30 protein-coding genes are annotated in these 26,227 nt (G+C 46.4%); 14 read left to right on the forward strand and 16 right to left on the reverse strand.

Features of this window, described 5'->3' with window-relative positions; genetic code table 11:
- Positions 1-415: 415 nt before the first annotated feature.
- From mnmA to Q0R17_RS06510, 3 genes are read right to left on the reverse strand one after another with little or no spacing between them, the layout of a single operon-like run.
- Positions 416-1,477 carry a tRNA 2-thiouridine(34) synthase MnmA gene (mnmA, locus tag Q0R17_RS06500; protein WP_293933199.1) on the reverse strand — a complete coding sequence of 354 codons (1,062 nt, stop codon included), beginning with the start codon at positions 1,475-1,477 and terminating at the stop codon, positions 416-418.
- 3 nt (positions 1,478-1,480) lie between these two features.
- Positions 1,481-1,954: an NUDIX hydrolase gene (locus Q0R17_RS06505; protein WP_293933201.1), complete on the reverse strand. Its 474-nt coding sequence runs from the start codon at positions 1,952-1,954 to the stop codon at positions 1,481-1,483.
- A 19-nt stretch (positions 1,955-1,973) separates the two neighbouring features.
- Positions 1,974-2,597, reverse strand: a complete 624-nt coding sequence (locus Q0R17_RS06510) for a pseudouridine synthase (RefSeq protein WP_293933202.1) — start codon at positions 2,595-2,597, stop codon at positions 1,974-1,976.
- 125 nt (positions 2,598-2,722) lie between these two features.
- On the opposite strand from Q0R17_RS06510, the gene icd reads away from it, so the two are divergent.
- Positions 2,723-3,946, forward strand: coding sequence for an NADP-dependent isocitrate dehydrogenase (gene icd, locus Q0R17_RS06515; protein ID WP_293933204.1), 1,224 nt, complete (start codon positions 2,723-2,725; stop codon positions 3,944-3,946).
- 129 nt (positions 3,947-4,075) lie between these two features.
- On the opposite strand, the gene Q0R17_RS06520 is transcribed toward icd, so the two are convergent.
- Both Q0R17_RS06520 and Q0R17_RS06525 read right to left on the reverse strand, forming a co-directional pair.
- Positions 4,076-4,279 (reverse strand): cold-shock protein, encoded by a 204-nt coding sequence (locus Q0R17_RS06520; RefSeq protein ID WP_046351602.1) that lies wholly within the window; start codon positions 4,277-4,279, stop codon positions 4,076-4,078.
- Positions 4,280-4,391: 112 nt separating this feature from the next.
- Positions 4,392-4,595 carry a cold-shock protein gene (locus Q0R17_RS06525; RefSeq protein WP_046351601.1) on the reverse strand — a complete coding sequence of 68 codons (204 nt, stop codon included), beginning with the start codon at positions 4,593-4,595 and terminating at the stop codon, positions 4,392-4,394.
- Between the two features lie 311 nt (positions 4,596-4,906).
- On the opposite strand from Q0R17_RS06525, the gene clpS reads away from it, so the two are divergent.
- Both clpS and clpA read left to right on the forward strand, forming a co-directional pair.
- Positions 4,907-5,218, forward strand: coding sequence for an ATP-dependent Clp protease adapter ClpS (gene clpS, locus Q0R17_RS06530; protein WP_130105811.1), 312 nt, complete (start codon positions 4,907-4,909; stop codon positions 5,216-5,218).
- Positions 5,215-7,479 carry an ATP-dependent Clp protease ATP-binding subunit ClpA gene (clpA, locus tag Q0R17_RS06535; RefSeq protein ID WP_293933211.1) on the forward strand — a complete coding sequence of 755 codons (2,265 nt, stop codon included), beginning with the start codon at positions 5,215-5,217 and terminating at the stop codon, positions 7,477-7,479. Before clpS ends, clpA begins: the two co-directional genes overlap by 4 nt.
- 80 nt (positions 7,480-7,559) lie before the next feature.
- Here clpA and Q0R17_RS06540 read toward each other — a convergent pair whose 3' ends face one another.
- The 8 genes from Q0R17_RS06540 to ffh all read right to left on the reverse strand — a co-directional run bounded on the left by Q0R17_RS06540 (position 7,560) and on the right by ffh (position 13,505).
- Positions 7,560-8,384: a mechanosensitive ion channel family protein gene (locus Q0R17_RS06540; RefSeq protein ID WP_293933213.1), complete on the reverse strand. Its 825-nt coding sequence runs from the start codon at positions 8,382-8,384 to the stop codon at positions 7,560-7,562.
- A 63-nt stretch (positions 8,385-8,447) separates the two neighbouring features.
- Complete coding sequence (gene xerD, locus Q0R17_RS06545) at positions 8,448-9,371, reverse strand: site-specific tyrosine recombinase XerD (RefSeq protein ID WP_293933214.1); 924 nt, start codon at positions 9,369-9,371, stop codon at positions 8,448-8,450.
- A complete protein-coding gene (locus Q0R17_RS06550) occupies positions 9,349-9,837 on the reverse strand; it encodes a methylated-DNA--[protein]-cysteine S-methyltransferase (protein WP_293933216.1) in 489 nt (162 codons plus the stop codon). Before Q0R17_RS06550 ends, xerD begins: the two co-directional genes overlap by 23 nt.
- Before the next feature lie 80 nt (positions 9,838-9,917).
- Positions 9,918-10,301: a 50S ribosomal protein L19 gene (rplS, locus tag Q0R17_RS06555; protein ID WP_293933218.1), complete on the reverse strand. Its 384-nt coding sequence runs from the start codon at positions 10,299-10,301 to the stop codon at positions 9,918-9,920.
- A 41-nt stretch (positions 10,302-10,342) separates the two neighbouring features.
- Entirely contained in the window at positions 10,343-11,131 is a 789-nt protein-coding gene (gene trmD / locus Q0R17_RS06560; protein WP_374759857.1) for a tRNA (guanosine(37)-N1)-methyltransferase TrmD, read from the reverse strand.
- Entirely contained in the window at positions 11,124-11,627 is a 504-nt protein-coding gene (gene rimM, locus Q0R17_RS06565) for a ribosome maturation factor RimM (RefSeq protein WP_293933221.1), read from the reverse strand. Before rimM ends, trmD begins: the two co-directional genes overlap by 8 nt.
- A 38-nt stretch (positions 11,628-11,665) precedes the next feature.
- Positions 11,666-11,923 carry a 30S ribosomal protein S16 gene (gene rpsP / locus Q0R17_RS06570; RefSeq protein WP_130105818.1) on the reverse strand — a complete coding sequence of 86 codons (258 nt, stop codon included), beginning with the start codon at positions 11,921-11,923 and terminating at the stop codon, positions 11,666-11,668.
- A 229-nt stretch (positions 11,924-12,152) separates the two neighbouring features.
- A complete protein-coding gene (gene ffh / locus Q0R17_RS06575; protein WP_293933223.1) occupies positions 12,153-13,505 on the reverse strand; it encodes a signal recognition particle protein in 1,353 nt (450 codons plus the stop codon).
- A 59-nt stretch (positions 13,506-13,564) separates the two neighbouring features.
- Between ffh and Q0R17_RS06580 the strand changes: the two genes are divergently transcribed.
- From Q0R17_RS06580 to Q0R17_RS06625, 10 genes are all read left to right on the forward strand, one after another.
- The gene (locus Q0R17_RS06580) at positions 13,565-14,407 is read left to right on the forward strand and encodes an inner membrane protein YpjD (protein ID WP_293933225.1); all 843 of its coding nucleotides are present in this window, start codon (positions 13,565-13,567) and stop codon (positions 14,405-14,407) included.
- Positions 14,408-14,446: 39 nt separating this feature from the next.
- Positions 14,447-15,709 carry an HlyC/CorC family transporter gene (locus Q0R17_RS06585; RefSeq protein WP_293933226.1) on the forward strand — a complete coding sequence of 421 codons (1,263 nt, stop codon included), beginning with the start codon at positions 14,447-14,449 and terminating at the stop codon, positions 15,707-15,709.
- A 125-nt stretch (positions 15,710-15,834) separates the two neighbouring features.
- Positions 15,835-17,544, forward strand: a complete 1,710-nt coding sequence (pilB, locus tag Q0R17_RS06590) for a type IV-A pilus assembly ATPase PilB (RefSeq protein WP_293933228.1) — start codon at positions 15,835-15,837, stop codon at positions 17,542-17,544.
- 18 nt (positions 17,545-17,562) lie between these two features.
- On the forward strand, positions 17,563-18,786 hold the full coding sequence (locus Q0R17_RS06595; protein ID WP_293933230.1) for a type II secretion system F family protein: 1,224 nt from the start codon (positions 17,563-17,565) through the stop codon (positions 18,784-18,786).
- The gene (locus Q0R17_RS06600) at positions 18,786-19,655 is read left to right on the forward strand and encodes an A24 family peptidase (RefSeq protein WP_293933232.1); all 870 of its coding nucleotides are present in this window, start codon (positions 18,786-18,788) and stop codon (positions 19,653-19,655) included. The genes Q0R17_RS06595 and Q0R17_RS06600 overlap by 1 nt, the downstream gene beginning before the upstream one ends.
- 14 nt (positions 19,656-19,669) lie before the next feature.
- Positions 19,670-20,263 (forward strand): dephospho-CoA kinase, encoded by a 594-nt coding sequence (gene coaE / locus Q0R17_RS06605; RefSeq protein ID WP_293933245.1) that lies wholly within the window; start codon positions 19,670-19,672, stop codon positions 20,261-20,263.
- Between the two features lie 78 nt (positions 20,264-20,341).
- Entirely contained in the window at positions 20,342-21,100 is a 759-nt protein-coding gene (zapD, locus tag Q0R17_RS06610) for a cell division protein ZapD (RefSeq protein WP_293933234.1), read from the forward strand.
- Positions 21,097-21,288 carry a DNA gyrase inhibitor YacG gene (locus tag Q0R17_RS06615; RefSeq protein WP_293933236.1) on the forward strand — a complete coding sequence of 64 codons (192 nt, stop codon included), beginning with the start codon at positions 21,097-21,099 and terminating at the stop codon, positions 21,286-21,288. Before zapD ends, Q0R17_RS06615 begins: the two co-directional genes overlap by 4 nt.
- 91 nt (positions 21,289-21,379) lie before the next feature.
- A complete protein-coding gene (locus Q0R17_RS06620; RefSeq protein WP_293933238.1) occupies positions 21,380-22,123 on the forward strand; it encodes a GNAT family N-acetyltransferase in 744 nt (247 codons plus the stop codon).
- A 184-nt stretch (positions 22,124-22,307) separates the two neighbouring features.
- A complete protein-coding gene (locus tag Q0R17_RS06625; protein ID WP_293933239.1) occupies positions 22,308-22,982 on the forward strand; it encodes a 1-acyl-sn-glycerol-3-phosphate acyltransferase in 675 nt (224 codons plus the stop codon).
- Here Q0R17_RS06625 and Q0R17_RS06630 read toward each other — a convergent pair.
- Positions 22,964-23,785, reverse strand: coding sequence for a symmetrical bis(5'-nucleosyl)-tetraphosphatase (locus Q0R17_RS06630; RefSeq protein WP_293933241.1), 822 nt, complete (start codon positions 23,783-23,785; stop codon positions 22,964-22,966). The two genes, Q0R17_RS06625 and Q0R17_RS06630, sit on opposite strands and share 19 nt — an antisense overlap.
- 58 nt (positions 23,786-23,843) lie before the next feature.
- Here Q0R17_RS06630 and Q0R17_RS06635 point away from each other — a divergent pair, with 58 nt between their 5' ends.
- On the forward strand, positions 23,844-24,731 hold the full coding sequence (locus tag Q0R17_RS06635; RefSeq protein ID WP_293933243.1) for an HDOD domain-containing protein: 888 nt from the start codon (positions 23,844-23,846) through the stop codon (positions 24,729-24,731).
- Between the two features lie 76 nt (positions 24,732-24,807).
- Here Q0R17_RS06635 and rplQ read toward each other — a convergent pair whose 3' ends face one another.
- Together rplQ and Q0R17_RS06645 are read right to left on the reverse strand one after the other, a co-directional pair.
- Positions 24,808-25,197, reverse strand: coding sequence for a 50S ribosomal protein L17 (gene rplQ, locus Q0R17_RS06640; protein WP_130105832.1), 390 nt, complete (start codon positions 25,195-25,197; stop codon positions 24,808-24,810).
- Between the two features lie 24 nt (positions 25,198-25,221).
- Positions 25,222-26,205, reverse strand: coding sequence for a DNA-directed RNA polymerase subunit alpha (locus Q0R17_RS06645; protein WP_130105833.1), 984 nt, complete (start codon positions 26,203-26,205; stop codon positions 25,222-25,224).
- Between the last annotated feature and the right edge of the window lie 22 nt (positions 26,206-26,227).

Raw genomic sequence — 26,227 nt, forward strand, 5'->3', positions numbered from 1 at the left:
AAGCATGCCGCCAGCGTTCAATCTGAGCCAGGATCAAACTCTTTAGTTTAATCGCTAAGCTAGTACTTACTGGCTTACTTTATTTTGAACATCCATCGCTGAATGCTCATCACTCATGTAAGCACTTGTTTCGCTTCCGAATCAAGCACTCACACTCATCGACTGTATTTTGTTAAAGATCGTCTCGCTGTGACATCACTGTGTGGCTGTGTGTGCTGCAGCGAGAGGCCGAAATATACGGGCTGGGGCCGCCTCGGTCAAGCACTGGCGCGCAATAAAATCGCAGTAATGGGCTAAGTGATTGATTTAAATAAGCTGCACTTGTGTAAGCAGAAACACTAATTACAAAACAAACAAGCCGCTTCACGAAGCGGCTTGTTTAAAACAACGCAATCATTTGCCTCAAACAAACAACCTACACGATGATGCCGCCACCCAAACAGACTTCTCCATCATATAAAACCACTGATTGCCCTGGGGTAACGGCCCATTGCGCTTCATCAAAGCGTAATTCGCAACGCCCATCTTCAATCCAAAGCAACTCACATGCGGCATCTTGCTGACGGTAGCGTGTTTTTGCAGTGTATCGCCCTAAGGCAGGCGCTTCACCCAATATCCAAGAAAGATCTTGTGCCTGCAAAGTATTTTTGAGTAGTAGAGGATGATCGTGCCCTTGCACCACAACGAGTTCGTTTTTAGCCATATCTTTGCCAGCAACAAACCAAGGGGCTCCTTCGCCACCGATCCCCAAACCTTGGCGCTGCCCAATAGTGTGATACATCAAGCCCATATGCTCACCCATTACCTTGCCTTCTGGTGTAACCATTGGGCCTGGGACTTTGGGTAGGTAACGATTTAAGAACTCACGAAACGGTCGTTCACCAATAAAGCAAATCCCTGTACTGTCTTTCTTATTGGCATTATGCAAGCCAATTTTCTCGGCTAAGTCACGGACATCTGTTTTTAACATATTGCCCAAGGGAAAAACGGCGTGGGCAACTTGCTCTTGGCTCAGCTTATAAAGGAAATAGCTCTGGTCTTTACTACCATCTTTTGCACGAAGTAGCTCGGTACGCCCATCTGGGCGAAGGCGATTAGATGCGTAATGCCCCGTCGCCAACTTGCTACCCCCTAATTTAATGGCGTAATCGAGAAAACATTTAAACTTGATTTCGCTATTGCATAAGATGTCTGGATTTGGCGTTCTGCCCGCCGAATACTCGGCCAAGAAATAACTAAAGACTTGGTCTTTGTATTCTTGGGCAAAGTTAACTAACTCGATATCGACACCGACCTTATCCGCTACCGAGATCGCATCCAAGCTATCTTGCTTGATTGAGCAATACTCATCGGTATTATCGTCTTCCCAGTTTTGCATAAAGACGCCAACCACTTCGAAACCTTGCTCTTTAAGCAACCAAGCCGTTACCGAGGAATCAACCCCGCCCGAAAGCCCTACTACTATCTTGTCTGACATCCTCTAAACCTCGGCGGCTCTGCCGCCCATGTAATCAAAATTACGCAAAATCTCTAGCGGATAACAGCAGCCCGCCAAATAATCATCAATGCACTCTAGCAATAAGGGACTGCGATGTTGGCTAACACGCGCCACAATTTCATCACGCGTCAGCCAAACAGCTCGCTCAATATCAGTATCTAAAGCACGCCCTTCATCAATCCCCATGACTACGCCACTGAAGGAGAAGCGAAGGTATGTTAACTCTGGCTGCTCAGGAGGCGACCATTGATAAATACCTAATAAGGCTTGTGGCTCGAAATAATGCGCCGTTTCTTCTAGTGTTTCCCTAATAGCAGCATCAACAATGCTTTCACCATATTCAATATGACCTGCAGGCTGATTAAGTTTTAACTCGCCGTGAATAATCTCTTCAACCAATAAAAAACGCCCGTCTTTCTCAATAACGGCGGCGACGGTGGCGTTAGGCTTCCACATTGCAGCTCCTTCCTTCTAATTAACGCGTCTTGTTTGGGCCACGACGGCCGCGCTGCTTAGGCCTTGCCATAGACTCGACTGGGGTTTGTTGCCGAGGAGCCGCAACAAACTCTTCACGCCAAGTGCCTAAAGGCAAATGATCTAAAGTCCAATCACCAATTGCATAGCGTACCAATCGCAAAGTAGGAAAGCCCACTTTGGCAGTCATGCGCCGCACCTGACGATTTTTACCCTCGCGGATAATAATTTCAAGCCAAGTCGTTGGTACGCTAGCACGAAACCGTACCGGCGGTATGCGTGGCCATAATTGCGCAGGCTCTTCGATAATTCTGACTTGTGCGGGCTGAGTCGTAAAATCCCCCAGATTAACGCCCGTCAATAAAGGCTGCAAATCTAGCAATGTCGGGCTACCCTCTACCTGCACCCAATAAGTTTTTGCCAGCTTGTGCTTGGGATCAGCAATTTTAGCCTGCAAAGGCCCTGAATCTGTTAAAAGCAACAGGCCTTCAGAATCAGTATCTAAACGTCCCGCTGGATAAACGTCCTTAATAGGAACAAAATCAGCCAGCGAAGCGTGCGGCGGCGAGGGTGAAAACTGGCAAATCACCCCGTAAGGTTTATTTAAAAGAATAAGCTTTGGCATAGCGGCTTGGCAGTATTGCTACAAAACAGCGATAATAGGCTGTTTTTTCGTTGGCGCTCCACAAGAAATTCACAATACCAGCCAACGAAACGCGACAAACCACTCGACACAACAGGAATGCACAGATGAGCCTGATCAAAGTTCCGCAGGATGGCGCGAAAATCGTCCAAAACCTTGCGACCCCAGATAATCCAATTATCCCATTTATCGAAGGTGATGGCATTGGCGTAGATATCACCCCGGTGATGATCGACGTTGTCGACGCAGCGGTAAAGAAATGCTACGGCGGCGGCCGTAAGATTCACTGGATGGAAATCTATTGCGGTGAAAAAGCATCTAAATTGTATCCAGATGGCACTTACCTGCCAGAAGAAACCTTAGCTGCACTGCAAGAATACGTAGTATCGATCAAAGGCCCACTAGCAACACCAGTTGGCGGCGGCATTCGCTCACTAAACGTAGCACTGCGTCAGCAACTTGACCTCTACGTTTGTCTGCGCCCAGTACGCTATTTCCAAGGTGTTCCATCGCCAGTTAAGCATCCAGAATTGATCGAAATGGTCATTTTCCGTGAAAATACCGAAGATATCTACGCCGGTATCGAGTGGGATGCTCAATCTGAAGGCGCGAAAAAAGTCATCAACTTTTTGCAAAATGAAATGGGCGTGAAGAAAATTCGCTTCCCAGAAACATCGAGCATTGGCATCAAGCCTGTAAGCAAAGATGGTACTGAGCGCCTTGTACGTCGTGCGATTCAATACGCAATCGACAACAACCGTAAGAGTGTTACCTTGGTTCACAAGGGCAACATCATGAAATACACCGAAGGCATGTTCCGCACTTGGGGCTATGAATTAGCCAAGAAAGAATTTGGCGGTGTAGAGATTGATGGAGGCCCATACCTTGAGCTACCAAATGGCATCGTGATTAAAGATGTGATTGCGGATGCATTCTTACAGCAAATCTTGTTACGTCCTGCTGAATACGATGTTATTGCCACACTAAATCTGAATGGCGACTACATCTCCGATGCACTCGCTGCACAGGTAGGCGGTATCGGTATTGCTCCTGGTGCAAACTTGTCGGATAGCGTTGCCATGTTTGAAGCAACACACGGCACCGCACCGAAGTACTCCGGTCAAGACAAAGTAAATCCTGGCTCATTGCTGCTGTCTGCAGAAATGATGTTGCGTCATATGGGCTGGAAAGAAGCTGCTGACTTGATTATTACTGCCATGGAAAAAACCATCGCGGATAAGATCGTTACTTACGATTTTGCCCGCCTAATGGATAATCCAACAGAAGTGAGTTGCTCAGGATTTGGTAAGGCAATCATTGAACGCATGTAATCAATGATTCAGCTCTAAGCTGGTCCAACCCCGCTTCGGCGGGGTTTTTATTGGGCGCAGTATACAAACCAGAAAATTCAGACGTAAAAAACCCCGCCTTGGCGGGGTTTTTTGATCACCAGCAGCTAATTAAGCAGCTTGGATGTTAGAGGCTTGTTTGCCTTTAGCACCATTGGTGATGTCGAAAGAGACGCGCTGGCCTTCTTTCAGTGTTTTAAAGCCTGGCATGTTGATCGCGGAGAAGTGAGCGAAGATATCTTCGCCGCCTTCGTCTGGAGTCACAAAGCCGAAACCTTTAGAATCATTGAACCACTTTACGGTACCTAGAGCCATTTTGGCACTTCCTATCTAAACAGTGAAACATGGACTACTCCGGTATGGAGCCCCAACTAAGGGATAGTCCGAAAATACCCGCCTAAGCGGGATACCCATCACCTAGCTGCGATTAAGCAGCTTGGATGTTAGAGGCTTGTTTGCCTTTAGCACCGTTGGTGATCTCGAAAGAGACACGTTGGCCTTCTTTCAAGGTTTTGAAGCCTGGCATGTTGATCGCTGAGAAGTGAGCGAAAATGTCTTCGCCGCCTTCGTCTGGAGTAACAAAGCCGAAGCCTTTAGAATCATTGAACCACTTAACAGTGCCCAGAGCCATTTGGGGTCTTTCCTATCAACTTGTAAAACATGAACCGCCTCTTAAAGAGGCACCATGAGGTTTGAGATCCAAGACCAGCAAAACGGCCAAACCGGTACTGCAGAAACTTGTACATCAAACTCGAGCCACCTTTTTACGCGACTTTTACACCGAAGGTCAAGTAAAATTCTAAAAATGGCGGCGCGCATTAAATAAAAAACCACAGTCAAAAATAAGCAAATACACCATCCACCCACGTTGATGAAGATCAGAGCTTGAAAAAGAGCGAGGGAGGACCAAAATGATTACAAACCACACAAATTGGTAGCAAAATGCCTGCACAGCATCAAACCGATGCCGAACTTAATCAGCAATCGATACTCTCACCACCACCCGCTTTGTGGCGTGTACTGCTGTTAAACGATGACTTTACACCGATGGATTTTGTCATCAATGTATTAGAAAAATTTTTTGGAATGAACCGTGAACGAGCAACGCAGGTTATGCTTAAAGTTCACACAGAAGGGCGCGGGATGTGTGGGATTTTTCCTAAGGACATTGCGTCCACCAAGGTCGCAGAAGTCAGCCAGTATTCCAGGCAACATCAGCAGCCACTGCAATGCACAATGGAGGTGAACGAATGATTGCCCAAGAACTTGAAGTCAGCCTCCACATGGCCTTTACGGATGCGAGGCAAAAACGCCACGAGTACATTACCGTGGAGCACCTCTTACTTGCGCTGCTAGACAACCCATCTGCAGCGGAAGTATTACGTGCATGCGGCGCGCACATGGATGAGCTACGTCGCCAACTTGGCGACTTTGTAAAAGAGCACACTCCAGTCGTTTCTGGCGATGGTGAAGTTGAAACCCAACCTACCATTGGTTTTCAACGCGTCATACAACGCGCTATTTTACACGTGCAATCTTCTGGTAAAAAAGAAGTAACGGGCGCCAATGTGCTCGTTGCCATATTTGGCGAGAAAGACAGCCACGCGGTTTATTACCTGCACCAACAAGCGATTACACGTCTGGACGTGGTAAATTTTATTGCTCATGGCATTGCAAAATCGGCTAGCGCACAGCAGCCTATTCCACGCACAGAGCAAAACGAAGAACACGAAGAAGAAACTACCGCAGGCGGGGCACTCAGCAGTTTCACTGAAAACCTAAATCAGCAAGCCATTGCCGGGCGGATAGATCCTCTCATTGGGCGTGAGCATGAATTAGAGCGCGTCATTCAGACACTATGCCGTCGTCGCAAAAACAACCCTCTGCTAGTAGGAGAAGCAGGTGTTGGTAAAACTGCGATCGCCGAAGGGTTAGCACGGCGTATTGTTGAAGGAAACGTACCTGACATCCTTAAAGACGCCACAGTTTACGGCCTTGATATGGGCGCACTCCTTGCAGGAACCAAATATCGCGGCGACTTTGAGCAGCGCCTAAAAGCCGTAATCAAACAGCTACAAGAAGAACGCAATGCTGTGCTGTTTATTGATGAAATTCATACTTTAGTTGGTGCAGGTGCAGCTTCTGGTGGCACCTTAGATGCCTCTAATTTATTGAAGCCCGCACTCTCAAATGGCACATTAAAATGCATTGGCGCCACTACTTATACCGAATACCGTGGCATTTTTGAAAAAGACAACGCCTTATCACGTCGCTTCCAAAAGATTGATGTGCCCGAACCAACCGTCGAACAGACGATTGAGATCCTAAAAGGCTTAAAAGATAAATTTGAGCAACACCATGGCGTGAAATACACCTTGGCAGCGCTCACAACAGCTGCCGAGCTTTCTGCCAAATACATCAATGATCGTCACTTGCCCGACAAAGCGATTGATGTCATTGATGAGGCGGGTGCTGCACAAAAGATTTTGCCTAAATCCAAGCAAAAGAAAACCATTAACAAACACGAAATCGAAGAAATCGTGGCTAAGATTGCGCGCATTCCGCCAAAGAGCGTATCAACTAACGATCGCAATACCCTTAAAACGCTAGAAAGCGATCTTAAACGCGTGGTATTTGGCCAAGAAAAAGCCATTGAATCAGTAGCAACTTCAATCAAAATGGCAAGGGCAGGTCTAGGCAATCCACAAAAACCGATTGGTGCCTTCTTATTTAGCGGCCCAACTGGCGTAGGAAAAACCGAGGTTGCCCGCCAGCTAGCCTATACCATGGGTATTGAATTGCTACGTTTTGATATGTCCGAGTATATGGAGCGCCACGCGGTTAGCCGTTTAATTGGTGCGCCTCCAGGCTATGTTGGCTTTGAGCAAGGCGGTCTGCTCACCGAAGCGATTACCAAGCACCCATACGCTGTATTGCTGCTGGATGAAATTGAAAAAGCACATCCAGACATCTTTAACGTGCTGTTACAAGTTATGGATCACGGCACGCTCACTGATAACAACGGGCGTAAAGCAGACTTTAGAAATGTCGTCATTGTTATGACCACCAATACCGGTGCGGAAACGCTGACAAAATCGGTGATTGGCTTTACGACTAGCAAGCAAACCGGCGACGAAATGCAAGAAATTAAGCGGATGTTTACACCTGAATTCCGCAACCGCTTAGATGCAATCATTCCATTTGCACCACTTTCGCACGAAATCATTATGCAAGTTGTAGATAAATTCCTCATTCAACTTGAAGTGCAGCTGCAAGAAAAGAAAGTAGAAGCACACTTTACCCCTGCTTTGAAAACACACCTTGCCGCCGAAGGCTTTGACCCAATGATGGGGGCTAGGCCAATGGCAAGGCTGATTCAAGATACCATTAGGAAAGCACTTGCCGATGAGCTGCTGTTTGGTCGATTAATACATGGCGGCGAGGTAACGATCGATATTGATGATGATGGCAAAGTTAGCCTAGATATCAGTAATAAAGAAGCCATTCCCGCTTAAGTGCTAAAGCAAAAAATCCCCATCCAACACTGGATGGGGATTTTTTTATGCCAAACATCCCATTACCATAAATACACTGATTACGCCTGTTGCTGTACCACAACAGTTTGTGCAGGCATTGGCACAGGAAATCCAGCCGCAGCCAAGCTTTCTTTAATAGTGCGATTAGTATCAAAATAGACTTGCCAATAATGATCATTATGGCAATACGGTCGCACCACCAAGACCGGCCCAACCAAATTAAACTCAAGGATTTCTACATCAACCTTAGGCTCAGCCAATACATTTGGAATAGCCGCGATCTTATCGCGCAATACCTGCATCGCGGCAACATGATCTGCACTCCCTGCTAATTGAGCCTTTAAATCAACTCGGCGAAATGGATTCAAAGTGAAATTCTGAATATTGTCAGAAAAGATCTTATTATTTCCAACCAAAGTCATCACATTATCTGGCGTATTAATCATGGTAGAAAATAAACCAATTTCGCTCACAGTTCCCACGATCCCTGCAACCGCGACAAAATCACCCACCTTAAACGGGCGTAACACAATAATAAAAGCACCTGCAGCAAAATTAGCCAATAAACCGGACCAAGCCATGCCAATTGCAATACCACCAGCGGCAATTAACGCCGCGAATGTTGTGGTTTGAATCCCACAGTAGCCCAAGATGCCAATCACGAGCAAGATATTCAAAGTAACCGTAATAACTGAGCCAACATAACGCAATACGGTAGGATCAACCTTTTGCTTACTTAAAGAGCTTTGCACCAAACGAACGGCAAAACCGATTAGCCAGCGGCCTATTACCCAAAAAGCAATCGCGGCAATGATTTTTACCCCGAACTCTGCGATATAACCCATAGCAAGTTCTTGATACTTCTGCGCCCAAGTTGCATCCATTCCATTTCTCCCCGAGCCGCCAAACGGCGGATTAGTTATGAGATTAGCATATGTGGATTATTCTTATGAACGAGAACCACGCGGATGGTGTTCTTTATGCAACGATTTCAAACGAGCCGATGCAACATGAGTATAAATCTGAGTAGTCGTGATATCAGCGTGCCCAAGCAACATCTGCACCACACGCAAATCAGCGCCATGATTCAACAAGTGTGTGGCAAAAGCATGCCTTAAAACGTGTGGACTTAAATGACTCGCATCAATACCCGCTGTGCCGGCATACTGCTTAATAATGTACCAAAACCCCTGCCGAGTAAGGGGGCGACCACGCTGATTAACAAAGGCCTCCGCCACCTGATGCACCCCAACTAGCAGCGGTCGAGAATGAGCCAAATATTGCTCAACCCAATCAGCAGCCACTTCTCCCATTGGCACTAAACGCTGCTTACCGCCCTTGCCTGCCAAAATCTGCACATAGCGCTCACGTAATTTTATTTGCCCTAATGGCAGAGTAACTAGCTCGCTTACGCGTAAACCGGTAGCGTACATCAGCTCTAACATGGCCCGATCTCTTAAGCCACCGGCCTGATCAAGCTCTGGAGCCAATAAAAGCGCCTCAATTCGATCCTCATCCAAGGCCTTAGGCAGGGGGCGAATCCGTTTTGGGGCGGTTAATTCACCGGTAGGATCAAAACTAGCCTGCCCTGATAAAATCCAGTGCCGATAAAATTTGCGTAAGCTGGCCATACGCCGCGCCAAAGTGGCGGCTTTCATATCACGAGCCTGTCTCGCTAAAAAAGCTTGCACGCACTCTCGATCAGCGCTCAGCAGATCACACTGCCGCTCCGCCAACAGCCATTGAGCCCAAATCAGCAAATCGCGCCGATAACTATCAATGGTATTTTTAGACAACTGATCACTCAGCCAAACGGCATCTAAAAATTCATCAATTAACAGTAATTGCTCATCCATAGTTTGCTTGCTCATGATTTAGCAACCAGCGCTTAATAGGCAACCAATCCACACCACTTCGTCCAGCATTAAAACCACCCAAGCCTTTGGCCGCCACGACTCGATGACAAGGAATAAACAAAGGCAAAGGATTTTTACCGCAAGCACCGCCTACCGCTCGAGGACTAGACTGAACACACTTGGAAATTTCGGCATAGGTTTGCACATTTCCAACTGGAATCGCAGCAATCGCTGCCAAAACCTTATGTTGATGCGCACTAACCGACAAAGCCCAAGGCAGATCAAAGACAAACAAGGGATTTTGAAAATAACAGGCTAACTGACGTGTCGCCTCTACGAGCAGAGGACTTGTTGCCGCCAATAAAGGAGCAGGAGGAGGAAGAAATTCAAGCAAAACTAACTGAGCGTCATGTTCGGCTAGCCCAAGAAGCCCAACGGGGCTTGCAATAACCGCATGATAAGACATGTTTTCGATGCGCATAACAACCTCAAACGATCTTTGTTATGGAAACGAAAACGCGGGCACTCGGCCCGCGTTTAAATACTGAGTTGCTTAAAAAATTAAGCAGCAGCTTTAGCAACAATCTTACGTGCTGGCAATTTTTCCTTAATACGTGCAGATTTACCTGAACGATCACGGAGGTAGTAAAGCTTAGCACGACGTACATCGCCGCGACGCTTAACTTCGATACCAGCTACCAGTGGTGAGTAAGTTTGGAATGTACGCTCAACACCCATACCGGCGGAAATTTTACGCACGATAAAGGAGCTATTCAGGCCGCGATTACGCTTAGCAATCACAACGCCTTCATAAGCCTGCAGACGCTCACGTGTACCTTCCTTAACCTTGACCTGAACGATCACGGTGTCGCCTGGGGCGAAAACAGGAATAGTCTTAGCTAAGCGAGCGATTTCTTCTTGCTCAAGTATTTGAATCAAATCCATGGGGTATTACTCCAATGTGAAGCTTGTTCCTTCAAAGGTGGTCAAACCACCTGATCCTGGCTTGTCGCCAGATCCGCCTTAAATTCGGCCAGAAGACGAGCTTCCTCTTTTGATAGCTGTCGCTCTTTTAACAAGTCAGGCCTACGCAAAAGCGTTCGACCCAAAGACTGTTTTAAGCGCCAGCGCCGTATCAGTGCATGATTCCCTGAAAGTAAGACTTCCGGTACATTCATACCTAGATAATTTTCGGGACGGGTGTAATGCGGGCAATCCAGCAACCCATCCACAAATGAATCTTCTTCTGCACTCGCTGCGGTGTTAAGCACGCCGGGCAATTGGCGAATGATGGCATCCATCAACACCATTGCAGGCAGCTCTCCACCTGAAAGCACATAATCGCCAACCGAGATTTCCTCGTCGATCTGGCGATCCAGCAAACGCTCATCTACACCCTCATAACGACCACATAACAAAACCAGACCCGGCTTTTTTGCTAGCTCTAGCACTTTATCATGCGTTAATGTCGCCCCTTGGGGAGATAAATAGATGGTATGCGTTATAGCAACACCAGCCTTACGCTGCCTATTTTTAGCCGCTTCAAGCGCGCTTTCTAGCGGCTCTGGCAGCATCACCATACCTGGACCACCACCATAAGGCCGATCGTCTACAGTGCGGTGTTTGTCTATAGTGAAATCGCGTGGATTCCAACTGATTAGTTCAAACAAACCTAATTCAACCGCTCGCCGAGTAATACCATGACGAGTGATCGCCTCAAACATCTCTGGAAACAAAGTAATCACATCAAAGTGATTTACTTCAGCCTTAGTAATCAAGGCCCCAATCCACAGAGATTGTTTTAGCAGCAAGATCAACCTTGAGCACAACATGAGCCACAAAAGGTAGCAGACGTTCAGTCTGGCCATCTTTTACTACGATCACATCGTTAGCACCGGTTTCAAACACGTTATCCACAACACCCAGCTTCTCACCTTGCACATTGATGACATCTAGGCCGATTAAATCGATCCAGTAATATTCATCAGCAGCAGGTGCTGGCAACAGGCTGCGTGAAACTGCAATTTTACAACTCTTTAACGCAAACGCCGCATCGCGATCATTTACACCTTCAAGTTGAGCTGCAAGTTTCTTGGTATGAACTTGACCTTCAACAAGCGTATACGCTTGCCATTGACCTTCTTGACCGATCCACCAAGTGTCGTAGTCAAAAAGACTATCGGCATCTTCAGTATCACCCACCAAATTGATCCAGCCATGAATACCAAAAGCCCCACTCACGTAACCCATGATCAAAAGATCATCAGGCACTGACGATGAAGCCCGCTTTTGCGTAGTCACGGCTTGAATCAAGCAGCAACAGCAGCTGGTTTATAGCTCTTCAGCAACTTGGCAACGGAGTCAGAAGCTTGCGCACCAACGCCTACCCAGTAGCTTACGCGGTCCATAGCTAGACGCACGCCTTCTTCACCATCTTTGGCGAGTGGGTTGTAAAAGCCAAGACGCTCAACAAAGCGACCGTCACGACGATTACGGGAGTCAGTTACAACAACATTGTAAAACGGACGGTTTTTAGCACCGCCGCGGGAAAGACGAATAACAACCATGGCATTAAACCCAATAATGGAGATTAATTTAAAGGGGTTCGATTATGAAACAAAAACTCAAACCCCGCAAGAATAACCGGCAAAAGTACAGTAAAAACAATCACGTTGTAAAGCTTAACGTGATATTCGGCAGCCGGTCAGGTGCGAATTTTTTATAAATCTGGAACACTTAGAAGGGGATTACCCCTCTTAAACCAAGCAACAATAAGGGCCCTACGACTAAAATTTTTTATAAACCTGGCAACATTCCCTTCATACCACTCATTCCACGCATCAGCTTCGCCATACCGCCTTTAGAGAACTGTTTCATCATTTTTTGTGTTTCTTCAAACTGCTTAAGCAAGCGATTAACCTCTTGAACTTGCACCCCTGCCCCTGCTGCAATACGGCGTTTGCGGCTGGCCTTGAGTAGCTCAGGCTTACGACGCTCTTCTGGAGTCATCGAATTAATAATGCCCTCAATCCGCGCCACAGACTTGTCAGTCACTTGGCTATTGGCCATCTGGCTCACTTGGCCTGGCAGTTTATCCATCAAGGCGCTCATGCCGCCCATTTTTTTCATTTGCTGGATTTGTGTTTTAAAGTCTTCCAAGTCAAACCCTTTACCAGATTTGACCTTTTTCATCATTTTAAGTGCTTCTTCTTGATCGACGCTATTTTGCACGTCTTCAATCAAGGACAGCACATCGCCCATTCCTAAAATACGGCCAGCCATACGGTCTGGATGGAATGGTTCTAGGCCGGTGAGTTTTTCCCCTGTACCCAGAAATTTAATCGGTTTTCCCGTAATGTTTCTTACTGATAAGGCCGCACCACCGCGCGAATCACCGTCCATTTTAGTAAGCACAACGCCGGTTAAAGGCAGTGCTTCGTTAAAAGCTTTTGCCGTATTAACCGCATCCTGCCCCTGCATAGCATCTACCACAAACAGGGTTTCCACCGGGCTCACTGCCGCGTGTAGAGCCTTAATTTCTGCCATCAAGGCTTCATCTATAGCCAACCGGCCAGCCGTATCGACAATCAATACATCATGGAAATGTTTTTTCGCATAATCATGTGCAGCAAGCGCAATATCCACTGGCTTTTGCGTAATATCAGAAGGGAACCACTCCACTTCTAATTGTCCAGCCAATGTTTTTAACTGTTCGATCGCTGCGGGGCGATAAACGTCGGTCGACACCAGTAAAACTTTCTTTTTTTGCGTTTCTTTAAGTAATTTTGCCAACTTACCCGATGTAGTTGTCTTACCAGCGCCTTGCAAACCCGCCATTAAAATAACAGCAGGGGGTACGGCAGCCAAGTTGAGAGCGTCATTTTGCGCCCCCATTAATTTGGTCAGTTCTTCATAAACAACACCAATTACCGCTTGACCCGGTGTAAGACTACCAATAACTTCTTGACCTTGAGCGCGCACTTTAACGTCGTTAATAAACTGCTTAACGACAGGCAAAGCCACGTCAGCCTCAAGCAGGGCCATGCGTACTTCACGCATTGCGTCTTGAATATTGTCTTCCGTAAGGCGAGACTGGCCACGTAAATTTTTAACGACGCCAGATAGACGACTGGAAAGATTTTCGAACATGCTTGATCCTTTGCTTGGCGACTGCCCCAAGAGGGACCTCGCTCTGATAGACTTATATAATGAGCATTTTACCTGAAGTTAGCCCAGCGACTTATTTAGCGCTGCCGGCCTTAACCATATACCTGTTGCTTGGCTGGCATTTTTGCCGCAGCCGGCTTGCTTCTTCTCACTCCAAAAGCCTGCTTACGCCCACTCTGGAACAACTACTTTTAATCAGTGGCTTGTTGCTGCATGCTTTCGCCCTCTTTCCTCCCTTGCTTTGGGCAAGCACCTTGCACTTTGGTGCGGCAGAGGCACTATCACTCAGCGCATTTTCTACCTTGTGCATCTATATGTGTGGGCAATTTTTCTGGAAAATGGATGGTTTACAACCCCCAATGCTAGGCATCGCCGCGATATTTTTGCTGCTATCGATATTATTACCTAATGGGCATCCAATTACGTACCCATTAAGCCCATTATCTCGTGGCCACTTTTTATTAGCCATGTTTGCACACGGCATGCTACTTAATGCTGCAGGCGTTGCCATTCTAATGCGTTTTGCAGATCAAACACTGCATCAAGCCAAAGCAGGGTCTTTAATTCGCACACTTCCTCCTTTGATGACTTTAGAAAAACTCATGTTTGCCTGCGTACGCCTAGGCTTTATTTTACTGACCTTTGCCCTACTTTCAGGAATATTTTTTTCTGAGCTAGTTTGGGGCCATGGGCTTGTTGTCTCACACAAAGTCATCTTATCCATAGCCGCATGGCTCGTATTTGGCACCCTACTTTGGGGTAGATTTAAATACGGTTGGCGTGGGCGCTTCGCGGCCAACTGGACTCTTGCTGGCTTTGCACTACTCTTCCTAGGGTATATAGGTAGCCGTTTTGTTTTTGAGGCGCTCTTGCACCGTATATAATCAACACGCCTCCCTCTCAACCACGGGCCTTGTAATATTTTGGAACAACTCCCCTTAGCATTTCTCTATACTGCGCTTGCTGCTTGCTTATTTACATCTGCTTTTTTTTCTGGCGCAGAAACCGCCATGATGGCAGTTAATCGTTATAAAGTAGCCAGCAAAGCGCGCCAAGGTCATCGCGCCGCAGTTCGTACCCAAAAGTTACTTAGCCAAACAGACAAACTTCTTTCCGTCATTTTGATTGGCAATACCGTCATAAACACCGCCTCCGCAACATTATCCGCTCTTATTGCGGATCGCTTATTTTCGGGTAATGATTTCGCCTTAGGTATCGCTACATTATTGGTGGCAATTGCTATTCTTATTTTTTCCGAGGCGACCCCTAAAGTACTCGCAGCAACTTATGCAGAACCTTTAGCCTACGCGGCATCGTCCCCCTTACGGATTCTTCTAAAAGTGTTGTACCCTGCTGTTTGGCTAGTTAATTTATTTGTTAGCGCATTAATTAAAACATTACGTCTCAAAAAAAATAATGACAACCAACAAACGCTTTCTCCTGAAGAGCTGCGCTTATTGGTTTTAGAATCTGGGCGGCACATGGAGAAAAAGCATCATACGATGCTATTAAACCTATTTGAACTGGCAAGTATTACGGTAGATGATGTAATGACACCACGCCATCAAATGGAAAGTATTGATTTAGACGCCCCAACAGATGAAATTCGCAAACAAATATTTACTTGTCATCACACTCGCCTCCCCGTTTATTCTTGTAATCCTGACAATATCATTGGCATTTTGCATATTCGGAAAGTTTTATCTTTAAAAGAGGATGAAGTAGATCAAACTAGCTTGCGTGAAATGATGCGTCCACCCTACTTTATTCCATCTAGCACCCCCTTATTTACACAATTACAAAACTTCCAAGAAAATAAACGTAGAATAGCTGTCGTTGTTGATGAATATGGTGAAATGCAAGGACTGGTTACACTTGAAGATATTCTGGAACAGGTAGTCGGAGAATTCACCACGAATGCCCCAACGCAAGGCGCAAAGGTTCTACGCCAACCTGATGGCAGTATTTTACTGGATGGCGCATCAAGCCTACGTGAGTTAAATAGAAAGCTTCGATTATCGTTTCCTGTTGATGGCCCAAAAACATTAAATGGTTTAATCCTTGAGCACTTTCAAGATATCCCAGATGCAGGTACTTGCCTTGTTTTAGCCGGCCAGCGGATTGAAATTGTTCAAACACAGGACCGCAGCATTCGCGTTGTCCGCCTTTATGCACCTAATATTTGATTTACAGCATTAATTTATTTTTCTTTAGTTTGGAATAGCAACGCAAGATTAAAAGGTATTTGCTAAACTAAAGATGTAACATCATTAGATTGTTTTTCCCTCTTTTTGATTACACATTGAAGGCCATGTCAGCTCCCAACACTCCTGTATCTGGTCTTGCCCGCCTGCTTGTTCAACACGGAAGATTGATTGAAGCAGACGCAGAGGCTTTGCAAACTACGGCCAACAGCAGCAAAACGCCGTTTATCGAGCAACTCATTCGCAGTCACAAAATGACTGCGAGGGATGTGGCTGAGTTTTCGTCGCAAGCATTTGGCTATCCGCTACTCGATCTTGATCACCTGGATTCAAGCTATATCCCTCAAGGGGTCTTGGATCACAAAGTGATGCAGATCCAGCGAATCGTGCCGCTCTTTAAGCGGGGCACAAAGCTATTTATTGGCCTATCTGACATCACCAACTTGCAAGCACTAGAAGAGGTGCGCTTTCAAACTGGCCTGCAAGTTCAGCCGCTGGTAGTTGAGGACAGCAAGCTAGTGTCATTACTCGATAAGCTTATCGAGGCCTCAGGTGCCAATCTAAGCAAAATGTCACTAGATGAAGTCGATCTAGAAATGGCGGGCGATGAAGAAGATACCAGCCAAAATGACGCGGCAGCGATGGAAGTTGATGACGCGCCGATTGTTAAATACTTGCAAAAAATCTTACTCGATGCCATTAACGCCGGTGTTTCAGACATCCACTTTGAGCCTTACGAAAAGTACTTTCGAATTCGCTATCGACTAGATGGGGTATTGCGCGAAGTAGCACAACCTCCCCTGGCAATTAAAGACAAGCTAGCATCTCGCATTAAAGTTATTTCTAAGCTCGACATCTCAGAAAAACGCGTTCCTCAAGATGGCCGCATGAAGCTTGTGCTGTCTAAAAGCCGTGCAATCGATTTTCGGGTGTCCACCATGCCAACCATGCATGGCGAGAAAATTTGTATGCGGATTTTAGATCCTTCCTCTGCCACGCTGGGCATTGATGCCTTAGGCTACGATCCTGACCAAAAAGAAATCCTACTTGAGGCCATCCAACGCCCGTATGGAATGATCTTGGTTACAGGACCAACCGGCTCAGGCAAAACCGTTTCGCTGTATACCTGTTTAAATATTCTGAATCAGCCGGGGATCAATATCTCTACGGCAGAAGACCCATGCGAAATTAACTTGCCTGGCGTTAACCAAGTTAACGTCAATGAAAAATCAGGGCTCACCTTTGCCGTGGCGCTAAAAGCCTTTCTGCGCCAAGATCCTGACATCATCATGGTCGGGGAAATTCGTGATTTAGGTACCGCCGATATTTCGATTAAAGCGGCCCAAACAGGTCACATGGTGTTTTCCACTTTGCACACCAACGATGCCCCTACCACGCTAACCCGTATGTTAAACATGGGAATTGCCCCGTTTAATATTGCTTCATCCGTCATTTTGATCACCGCCCAGCGCTTAGCTCGTAAGCTCTGTAGTTGCAAAACACCTATTGACATTCCACATCAAGCCTTACTCGATGCTGGTTTTGCAGAGGAAGATTTGGATGGCACTTGGAGCCCTTACAAGCCGGTTGGTTGTGATATTTGTAAGGGATCAGGTTACAAAGGCCGAGTGGGCATTTATCAAGTAATGCCTATTACCGATGCGATGAATCGAATCATTATGACCAACGGCAACGCCATTGACATCGCGGATCAAGCTAAGCGAGATGGTGTACGTGATTTACGCGGATCAGGCTTACGAAAAGTGAAGCAAGGACTCACTTCATTAGAAGAAATTATGGCGGTAACTAATGAATAAAACACACAGAGGGCCATCATGGCAATAGCATCTAAAGCCCTAAAAGTAAAAGAATTTACTTTTGTATGGGAAGGTAAAGATCGTGGCGGCAAAATAGTTAAGGGCGAAATGCGGGCCAGTGGCGAGCATGTGGTTAAAAACACCTTGCGTCGTCAGGGTGTCAATGTCCTTAAAGTCAAGAAACAACGCATGGGTTCCAGTAAGAAAATTACTGATGAAGATATCACCATGTTTACACGCCAGCTTGCCACTATGCTCAAAGCAGGCGTTCCTTTGCTCACATCATTTGATATCGTCGCCAAAGGCCATAGCAACCCATCCGTAACCAAGCTGCTATTAGATATCAAAAATGATATTGAAACAGGCTCGTCCCTTACTCAGGCATTTAGAAAGCATCCTAATGAGTTTGATGCACTGTACTGCAACTTGATTCAAGCAGGTGAGCAAGCCGGTATTTTGGATGCATTACTCGCGCGGCTAGCCACGTATAAAGAGAAAACACTGGGGGTTAAAAAGAAAATTAAATCGGCTCTATTTTATCCCACCGCCGTGATTGTGGCGGCATTTGTGATTACAGCCGTCATTATGATTTTTGTTATTCCCGCGTTTAAAGAGTTATTTTCTAGTTTTGGTGCAAATCTGCCTACACCAACTCTGATTGTGATGGCTATTTCAGATATTTTTGTGACCTATTGGTGGCTTATATTTGGGGGAATTTTTGGCGGGATTTGGGGCTTCTTAAAAGCGTGGAAAAAATCTGAAGCGATTCAAATCGTCATGGATCGCTTACTACTAAAAATCCCTATCATTGGGCAGATTATGCTTAATGCAACGATTGCACGCTGGTGCCGCACCTTGGCGACTATGTTTGCGGCAGGGGTTCCATTGGTTGAATCCCTTGATTCTGTTGGCGGTGCGGCAGGTAATTACCTGTATAAAATAGCCACCAAAAAGATTCAAACCGAGGTGAGCACAGGTACTAGCCTCACTTTGTCTATGCAAAGCACCAATATGTTTCCCAATATGGTGATGCAGATGGTGGCAATTGGTGAAGAGTCTGGCGCATTAGATTCAATGCTTGGCAAGGTTGCTGATTATTATGAAGAAGAAGTAGATAACGCCGTTGAAGCACTATCCAGCTTAATGGAACCCATTATTATGGTGGTCTTAGGTACGCTGATTGGCGGCTTGGTGGTTGCTATGTACTTACCAATTTTCAAAATGGGCGAGGTTGTCGGTTAATGATTGCGTTGTTTTTAGATACCCCCGCCATATATGGCGGGTTTTTATTCGCACTAGGTTTATTAGTTGGTAGTTTTTTAAATGTAGTGATCCATCGCATTCCCAAAATGATGGAGCAGCAATTCAGGCAAGAATGTCAACTGATTGACGCTCCCGTCGATGCCCCAATGCCACAAGCCGCTAGCTACAACTTAGTTGTTCCTCGCTCAGCCTGCCCCAGCTGTGGCCATGCCATTAGTGCTCTAGAAAACATTCCCGTGATTAGCTACCTGCTATTGCGAGGCCGTTGCCGTGGCTGCAAGACTCGTATCAGCCCGCGCTATCCAATGGTCGAGCTACTTTGTGCAACGCTGACCGCTGTTGCAGGGCTTCACTTTGGTGTAACCATTGCAGCCATCGCGGCTATTTTGCTAACGTGGTTTTTGATTGCCTTAGTATTTATTGATGCCGATACCTATTTACTGCCAGATAGCATCACGCTGCCCTTACTCTGGCTGGGGCTCCTGTTCAATTTAAATAATGTCTTTGTTCCATTGGATCAGGCGGTGATTGGTGCCGCTGCTGGCTACTTAGTGCTATGGAGCGTGTATTGGATATTTAAATTAATCACCGGCAAGGAAGGAATGGGCTATGGTGACTTTAAGCTACTTGCAGCCCTTGGCGCATGGTTTGGCTGGCAAGCGCTACCTAGTGTTATTTTACTTTCGTCAATTAGCGGAGCAGTGATCGGCATTGCACTAGCCATCCTCGCCAAACGAGGCATGGGTAAACCGATGCCTTTTGGCCCTTATTTAGGAATAGCTGGCTGGCTTACATTAATTTTTGGCACCACATTGCAACAACTCATCTTTAATGGTGGAGCCGTTTAGTGAGAGCCGATGGCATGCGGATTATTGGGCTAACTGGAGGGATAGGCAGCGGTAAATCAACAGTTGCCCATCTTTTTGCCGCGCAAGGCGTGCCTATTATTGATACCGATGATATTGCCCACGCTCTCAGCATCCCCCCATCACCAGTTTTAGATCAAATTGCCCAAGTATTTGGTCCAGAATACTTAAGCGATAATGGATCTTTAGATCGAGCACGGATGCGCCAGCATATTTATGCAGAGCCTGCGGCAAAAAAAAAACTTGAAGCGATTTTCCATCCACGTATCAAGGATGTAGCAATACAGATGCTTAATGATTTGCCAGATCACACGCCCTACGCCATTTTAGCGGTCCCCCTGCTGTTTGAAACAGGGAGCTATAGCCACATTATTGATCTCAGTTTATTAGTGGATTGCTCAATTGAGCAGCAAATCGCTCGTGTTCAAGCTCGAAACGGGCTAAGTAAGCATGAAATAGAGGCCATTATTGCAAGCCAGTGCCCAAGAACAACACGAATAGAACTCGCAGATGATATTATTTTAAATGAAACGACGCTCGCTCATTTACAATCTACAGTTAGCACTCTCCATCAGCGATATCAGGATTAAACATGTCGGTTTACGTAATTCATTTTCATAAACCATTTCTTGCTGCAAAATCGAATATCTTCGCCGGTTAGACGCATCGTGATTAGCTACGAATTCCCAATTAACGAGCGCATTCGCACCCTTTTGCGGCTCGAGTATTTATACAACCGCACCATTGAGTATGTGAGGCGTGACTCTGCCACCGACCATCATGCGGCCTTACTCGGCATTTTCGAGATTATGGAAGTCGCTAGTCGTGCGGATATGAAGTCAGATTTGCTGCAAGAATTAGAACGCCAGCGGCAGGCATTATCCGCGCTGCGTAACAACCCCCAAATATCCGAAGACGCGCTCGAGCGTGTTTTGATCGACATTGAAGAAACACACAGCAAGATGTTAAATATGACGGGGAAATTTGGGCAGGCACTGCGTGAAAATGAATGGTTAATGGCCATTAAACAGCGGGTAACGATACCAGGTGGAGCCTGTGCATTCGACCTCCCCTCCTACCATTATTGGCAGCAGCAAACAGCAGATTATCGTAGGGTAGACATTGATGCATGGTTTAACCCGCTGCTACCCATCAAGCAAGGCTTAGACATCATCTTGCGCTTACTACGAGATAGTATGCGTGAGAATAGCTACACCGCAAAAAATGGTAACTTCCAGCAAATGTCAGGAGGAAAAACAGTTCAGCTATTAAGAGTGAGCCTGCCCGCTCATTTAGCCGCAGTTCCAGAGCTATCTGCTAACCGCTACGCGATCAATATTCGCTTTGTTATCCCATCAACCAGTGGAGAGCGCGCAAAGGTTGTTGATTCAGATATCGACTTCCAACTTGGCTATTGCAACTTATGACGACTCCTACATTTCAAATAAAATGCCCAAGTTGTGGTAAACAACATACATATTCCACAACCAATCCTAACCGTCCTTTTTGCTCAGAACGCTGCAAACTGATTGATTTGGGCCGTTGGGCAAATGAAGAATACAGCATTCCCGCTCCAATCAGCCTCCCTGACGATGTAGATTCTTTACCAAACTAAAGCAATTTTAGTCTGTCATTTCAGCTTCATCTCACCGTCATAGCAGCGTCATCTACAAGCATTAAGTTTCCTCTTACTCAGGAGGAAACTAATGCTTCAAACTCAGATCACCCCTAGCCGTAAACGCAAACTCTCTGTCTCTATCGCGCACAGTGAAGAACTTATACGCGCGGCTCAAGCCCTGCGCTATCGTGTATTTGTGGAAGAAATGGGTGCGCGCATTGTATGTCGCGAGCCCGGCATTGATCGAGATCTGTTCGATGCTTACTGCGACCATCTGCTCGTTCAAGACGATGAAACAGGTGAAGTTGTTGGCACCTATCGTATCCTCCCCCCTCATCAAGCCCGCAAGCTGGGTAGCTACTACTCAGATACAGAATTTGACCTAACCCGCCTTGGCCATCTGCGTGAGCAGCTGGTAGAAATTGGCCGCTCCTGCGTTCATCCAGATTATCGCTCTGGCGCCACCATTACCCTGCTCTGGGCAGGTCTTGCCGAATACATGAGCAAGAACAACTACAACTACCTTATTGGCTGCGCCAGCGTCTCTATTGCCGACGGTGGACATGTTGCTGCCAGCCTGTATCGCAAGCTAGCCAAAGACAAACTAGCCCCTGTTGAATGGCGCGTTTTCCCTCGCTGCCCTTTACCTATCTCGACACTCAATCAGCGTTTAGACACAGAAATCCCGCCACTCATTAAAGGATATTTACGTGCTGGAGCACTCATCTGCGGAGAGCCGGCATGGGATCCTGATTTTAATACTGCAGACTTGTTTATCCTTTTGCCAATGCAAAATTTGGATATGCGCTATGCCCGACATTTCATGCGGTGATCTTCACATAGACAGTAATTGGCCGAAGAGCCAAGAAACAGCTAAACTCAGAGCATTACGAATTTTCATACAGAAATTTAGCTGCATGCGCACTCCATTGTTATGCCTACGTCTTAGTCGCTTATGCCGCTTAATTAGCCATTTTGCTAAAGGATTATCCAAAGTTACCTTTCGGTTCCCAAACATGGCGCTTGAAGATAGGGTGAACTACATCCAAAAATGGTCAAAACAATTTACTCAAATCTTGGGAGTAAGGCTACGCGTGCAGGGCATTGAACCTGGGCAATACCCAAGCCAGCACATGCTGCTAGCCAACCATATTTCTTGGCTGGATATTTTTGTATTAGATGCAGTCACCGTTTCACGTTTTGTTGCCAAAGCAGAGCTCAGGGCATGGCCAATTATCGGCAGGCTCTGCATTGGCTCCGGCACTTTATTTATTGAACGTGATCGTAAGCGAGATACCGCCCGAGTGAACGAAGCGATTGTTGCCGCACTTAACGAAGGGCATTGCGTAACTGTTTTCCCTGAAGGCACAACGGGCTGCGGACGTCAGCTACTACCTTTTAGATCCTCGCTATTGCAGGCAGCGATTGATGGAAAAGCAACCATCCAGCCAGTCTATCTGCGCTATACCGATGCAGAAGGAAAATACTCAGATGCTGCAACTTACATTGGCGATATGTCTATTGCTCAATCTGCATGGCGAATCTTAGGTACTCGATCTTTGCATGCAGAAATCAACTTCTTAGCTCCCTTCCCAACTGAGAACGAAAACCGCCGCACTCTTACACAGTTTGTAGAAGCACGCATTTGTACGGCACATCAAGCATTAAATGCTCAATCCAGCAACGCCTGATACTCATAGCGGGCAGCAACCTGATAAAGCTGCCCGCTGTCTAAATCAATCCCAGTTAATGCACATCCCCATACGCAGCCGGTGTCCAAGGCCCACACATGCTCTCTAAGCATTAAACCAAGCGCGGACCAATGGCCACAGACCACACGGCGTGGTAAAGGCAACCTATCTTTAGCCTCAAACCAAGGATGGATTTCCGCAGGGGCATGATCTCGCTCCCCTTTATATTTCAGCTGTAAAGAACCATCAGCAGTAACAAAACGCATTCGTGTGAAGCAATTGACAGTAAATCGCAATCTATCTTCTAGCTTCATTTCTGCATCCCAGCTTGCAGGCTGGTTACCGTACATGATAGATAAAAATGCCTTCCAATCATCTCCACGCAATACGTTTTCCACCTCACTAGCCGCATGTTTTGCCACCTCAAGTGACCAGTTAGGACTCACGCCTGCGTGCACTAACAAGATATCCCCTAGGTCAATTAATAGAGGCTGCTGTCTTAGCCAGCCCATCAAAATATCTACATCTGGCGCATCTAAAATTTCTTGCACCGTATCGCCTGGTTTTGCCTGAGATAAACCCGCATACATTGCCAGCAGATGTAAATCATGATTACCCAAAACAGTAGCGACCCCCACACTTTGAGATGCCCAACGCAATGTTTCAAGCGAAGATGGCCCACGATTTACCAAATCACCAACAAGGTAAATTTGATCATTCAGTGGATTAAAAGCCATACTATTAAGCAAGGACATTAACTCGGCATAACACCCTTGAATATCACCAATTGCATATCGTGCCATAACTCATCCATTTAACAGCTAAAATGAAAACTACTCTTAAGCCTGCAGAATAAAGACCATGATCGCAGATAAACGACTAGATCTTAACGATTGGCTGATTAAATTAAGTCAAATTGAGCTACCTGCCCTTCAGTATACGCTTGATCAAATGCATAATTTACAGTCAAGAATTGACGACATTAGTATTAGAGAAATCTCTCAACTTATCCGTCATGATCCACTACTTACGCTACGATTAATACGTTTTCAGCAAGAGCACCGTAGCACAACCCAATTAACTGACGTTAATACTATAAACCGCGTACTGCTAATGATCGGAATGGGGGGATTTTTTCGTGAGTTTGGTAAGATGCAAAGCATTGAAAGTAAATTAGATCCAACTCCAGATGCATTGCACCGAGTAAGACAGCTTATTTCCAGAGCCTATCTAGCCGCAAAAATAGCAGAGAGCCTAGGTGGGCAAAGAAATGATGTAGACCCTGAAGAAGTAACAACGGCATCATTACTGCATGATCTAGCCGAAATCTTAATTTGCTTGAACGCCCCTGAATTAACGCAAAAAATAAATCAGCATCTGCAGCAAAATCCTGGTACACGCAGCCATGATGCGCAAAAACACATCCTTGGATTTACTTTTAATGAATTACAAACAGAATTGGCGCAGCGCTGGCATTTACCCAGCCTGCTGTCTCACCTCATGGATGAGCGTCACTTAGGTGAGCCGCGAGTAAGGACAGTCACTATTGCAACATCTACAGCAAGGCACCTAGCAAACAGCTGGCAAGACCCTGCACTGCCAGATGACTACATAAACATCGCCAACCTATTATCTTTTGATGTCGAACAAGCATACAGCCTAGTACGTAATGTTTGCCTTAAAACAGCACATGAATGGGAATGGTTTTCTGTACTCCCTGTTGCAACGGGATTACCACACGTTAACTAACAAAACTCCAGACAATAAAAAAGCCAACCTTGCGGTTGGCTTTTTACTTTACTACGAAAAGCTGTAAAACAAACGATTACTCGCCTGCTTCAACCGCTTCCGCTTCTTCTGGACGGTCTACAAGCTCAACGAATGCCATAGGAGCATTGTCGCCTTGACGGAAACCGCACTTCAGAATGCGAAGGTAGCCACCATTACGGGTAGCGTAGCGCGGGCCGAGCACGTCGAACAACTTAACCACCATATCGCGATCGCGAGTGCGATTGAACGCCAGACGGCGGTTCGCAAGCGAAGGCTTTTTACCCAAAGTAATCAAAGGCTCTGCAACACGGCGCAGCTCTTTTGCTTTAGGTAAAGTGGTCTTGATGACTTCGTGACGGAGCAACGAATTCGCAAGATTACGCAACATCGCCAGACGATGACTCGTCGTACGATTTAATTTGCGATTAGATTGACGGTGACGCATTTGTCGATTTCCTTTTGCCCGCTATTACGGCTTTTCTAAGCCAGCAGGCGGCCAGTTTTCAAGGCGCATGCCCAGCGAGAGGCCTTTAGAGGCAAGAACTTCCTTGATCTCGTTAAGCGATTTACGCCCAAGATTAGGTGCCTTCAAAAGCTCAGTCTCGGTACGCTGGATCAGGTCGCCGATATAATAGATGTTCTCTGCCTTCAGGCAGTTAGCCGAACGGACAGTCAGTTCGAGGTCATCAACCGGGCGCAACAGAATCGGATCGATTTGTGGCGCTTGTGGCTGCTCTTCCTCTACGGGAGTGCCTTCAAGATCAGCGAACACGGCGAGCTGGTCAATTAGCATACGTGCAGCTTGACGTACTGCCTCTTCAGGTTCGATTACGCCATTGGTTTCAATGTCAATAATCAAACGATCAAGATCAGTGCGCTGTTCTACACGTGCGCTTTCTACGTGGTAGCTAACACGGCGAATCGGGCTGAAAGACGCATCAAGCATGATGTTGCCGATAGTACGGCCTTCATCTTTGCCTAAGCGATTAGGTGCAGGTTGGTACCCACGACCCTTCTCAACCGTAATCTCCATATTGAGCTTGCCACCAGCAGACAGATGGGCAATCACATGATCTGGATTGATCACCTCAACATCGTGTGACAGCTGAATATCGGACGCTTTAACGACGCCCTCACCCTCTTTGGAGAGGGTGAGAACAACCGAGTCCCGACCATGCAGCTTGAGCACAACGCCTTTGAGGTTCAGCAAGATATCAACTACATCTTCCTGTACACCATCCAGTGCGGAATATTCATGTACCACACCTTCGATCTTCACTTCAGTCGGCGCGAAGCCAGACATCGAAGAAAGAAGAATGCGGCGCAGAGCATTACCGAGCGTATGGCCGTAACCGCGCTCGAACGGCTCCATCACGACCTTCGCCTGGGCAGCGTTTAAAGCCTGCACATCAATGATGCGCGGCTTGAGCAACTCATTCGCGTTGATTTGCATAAGTCAGTATCCCTTGGCTAGC

This window comes from Iodobacter sp., from assembly GCF_025352645.1.
Classification (GTDB): domain Bacteria; phylum Pseudomonadota; class Gammaproteobacteria; order Burkholderiales; family Chitinibacteraceae; genus Iodobacter.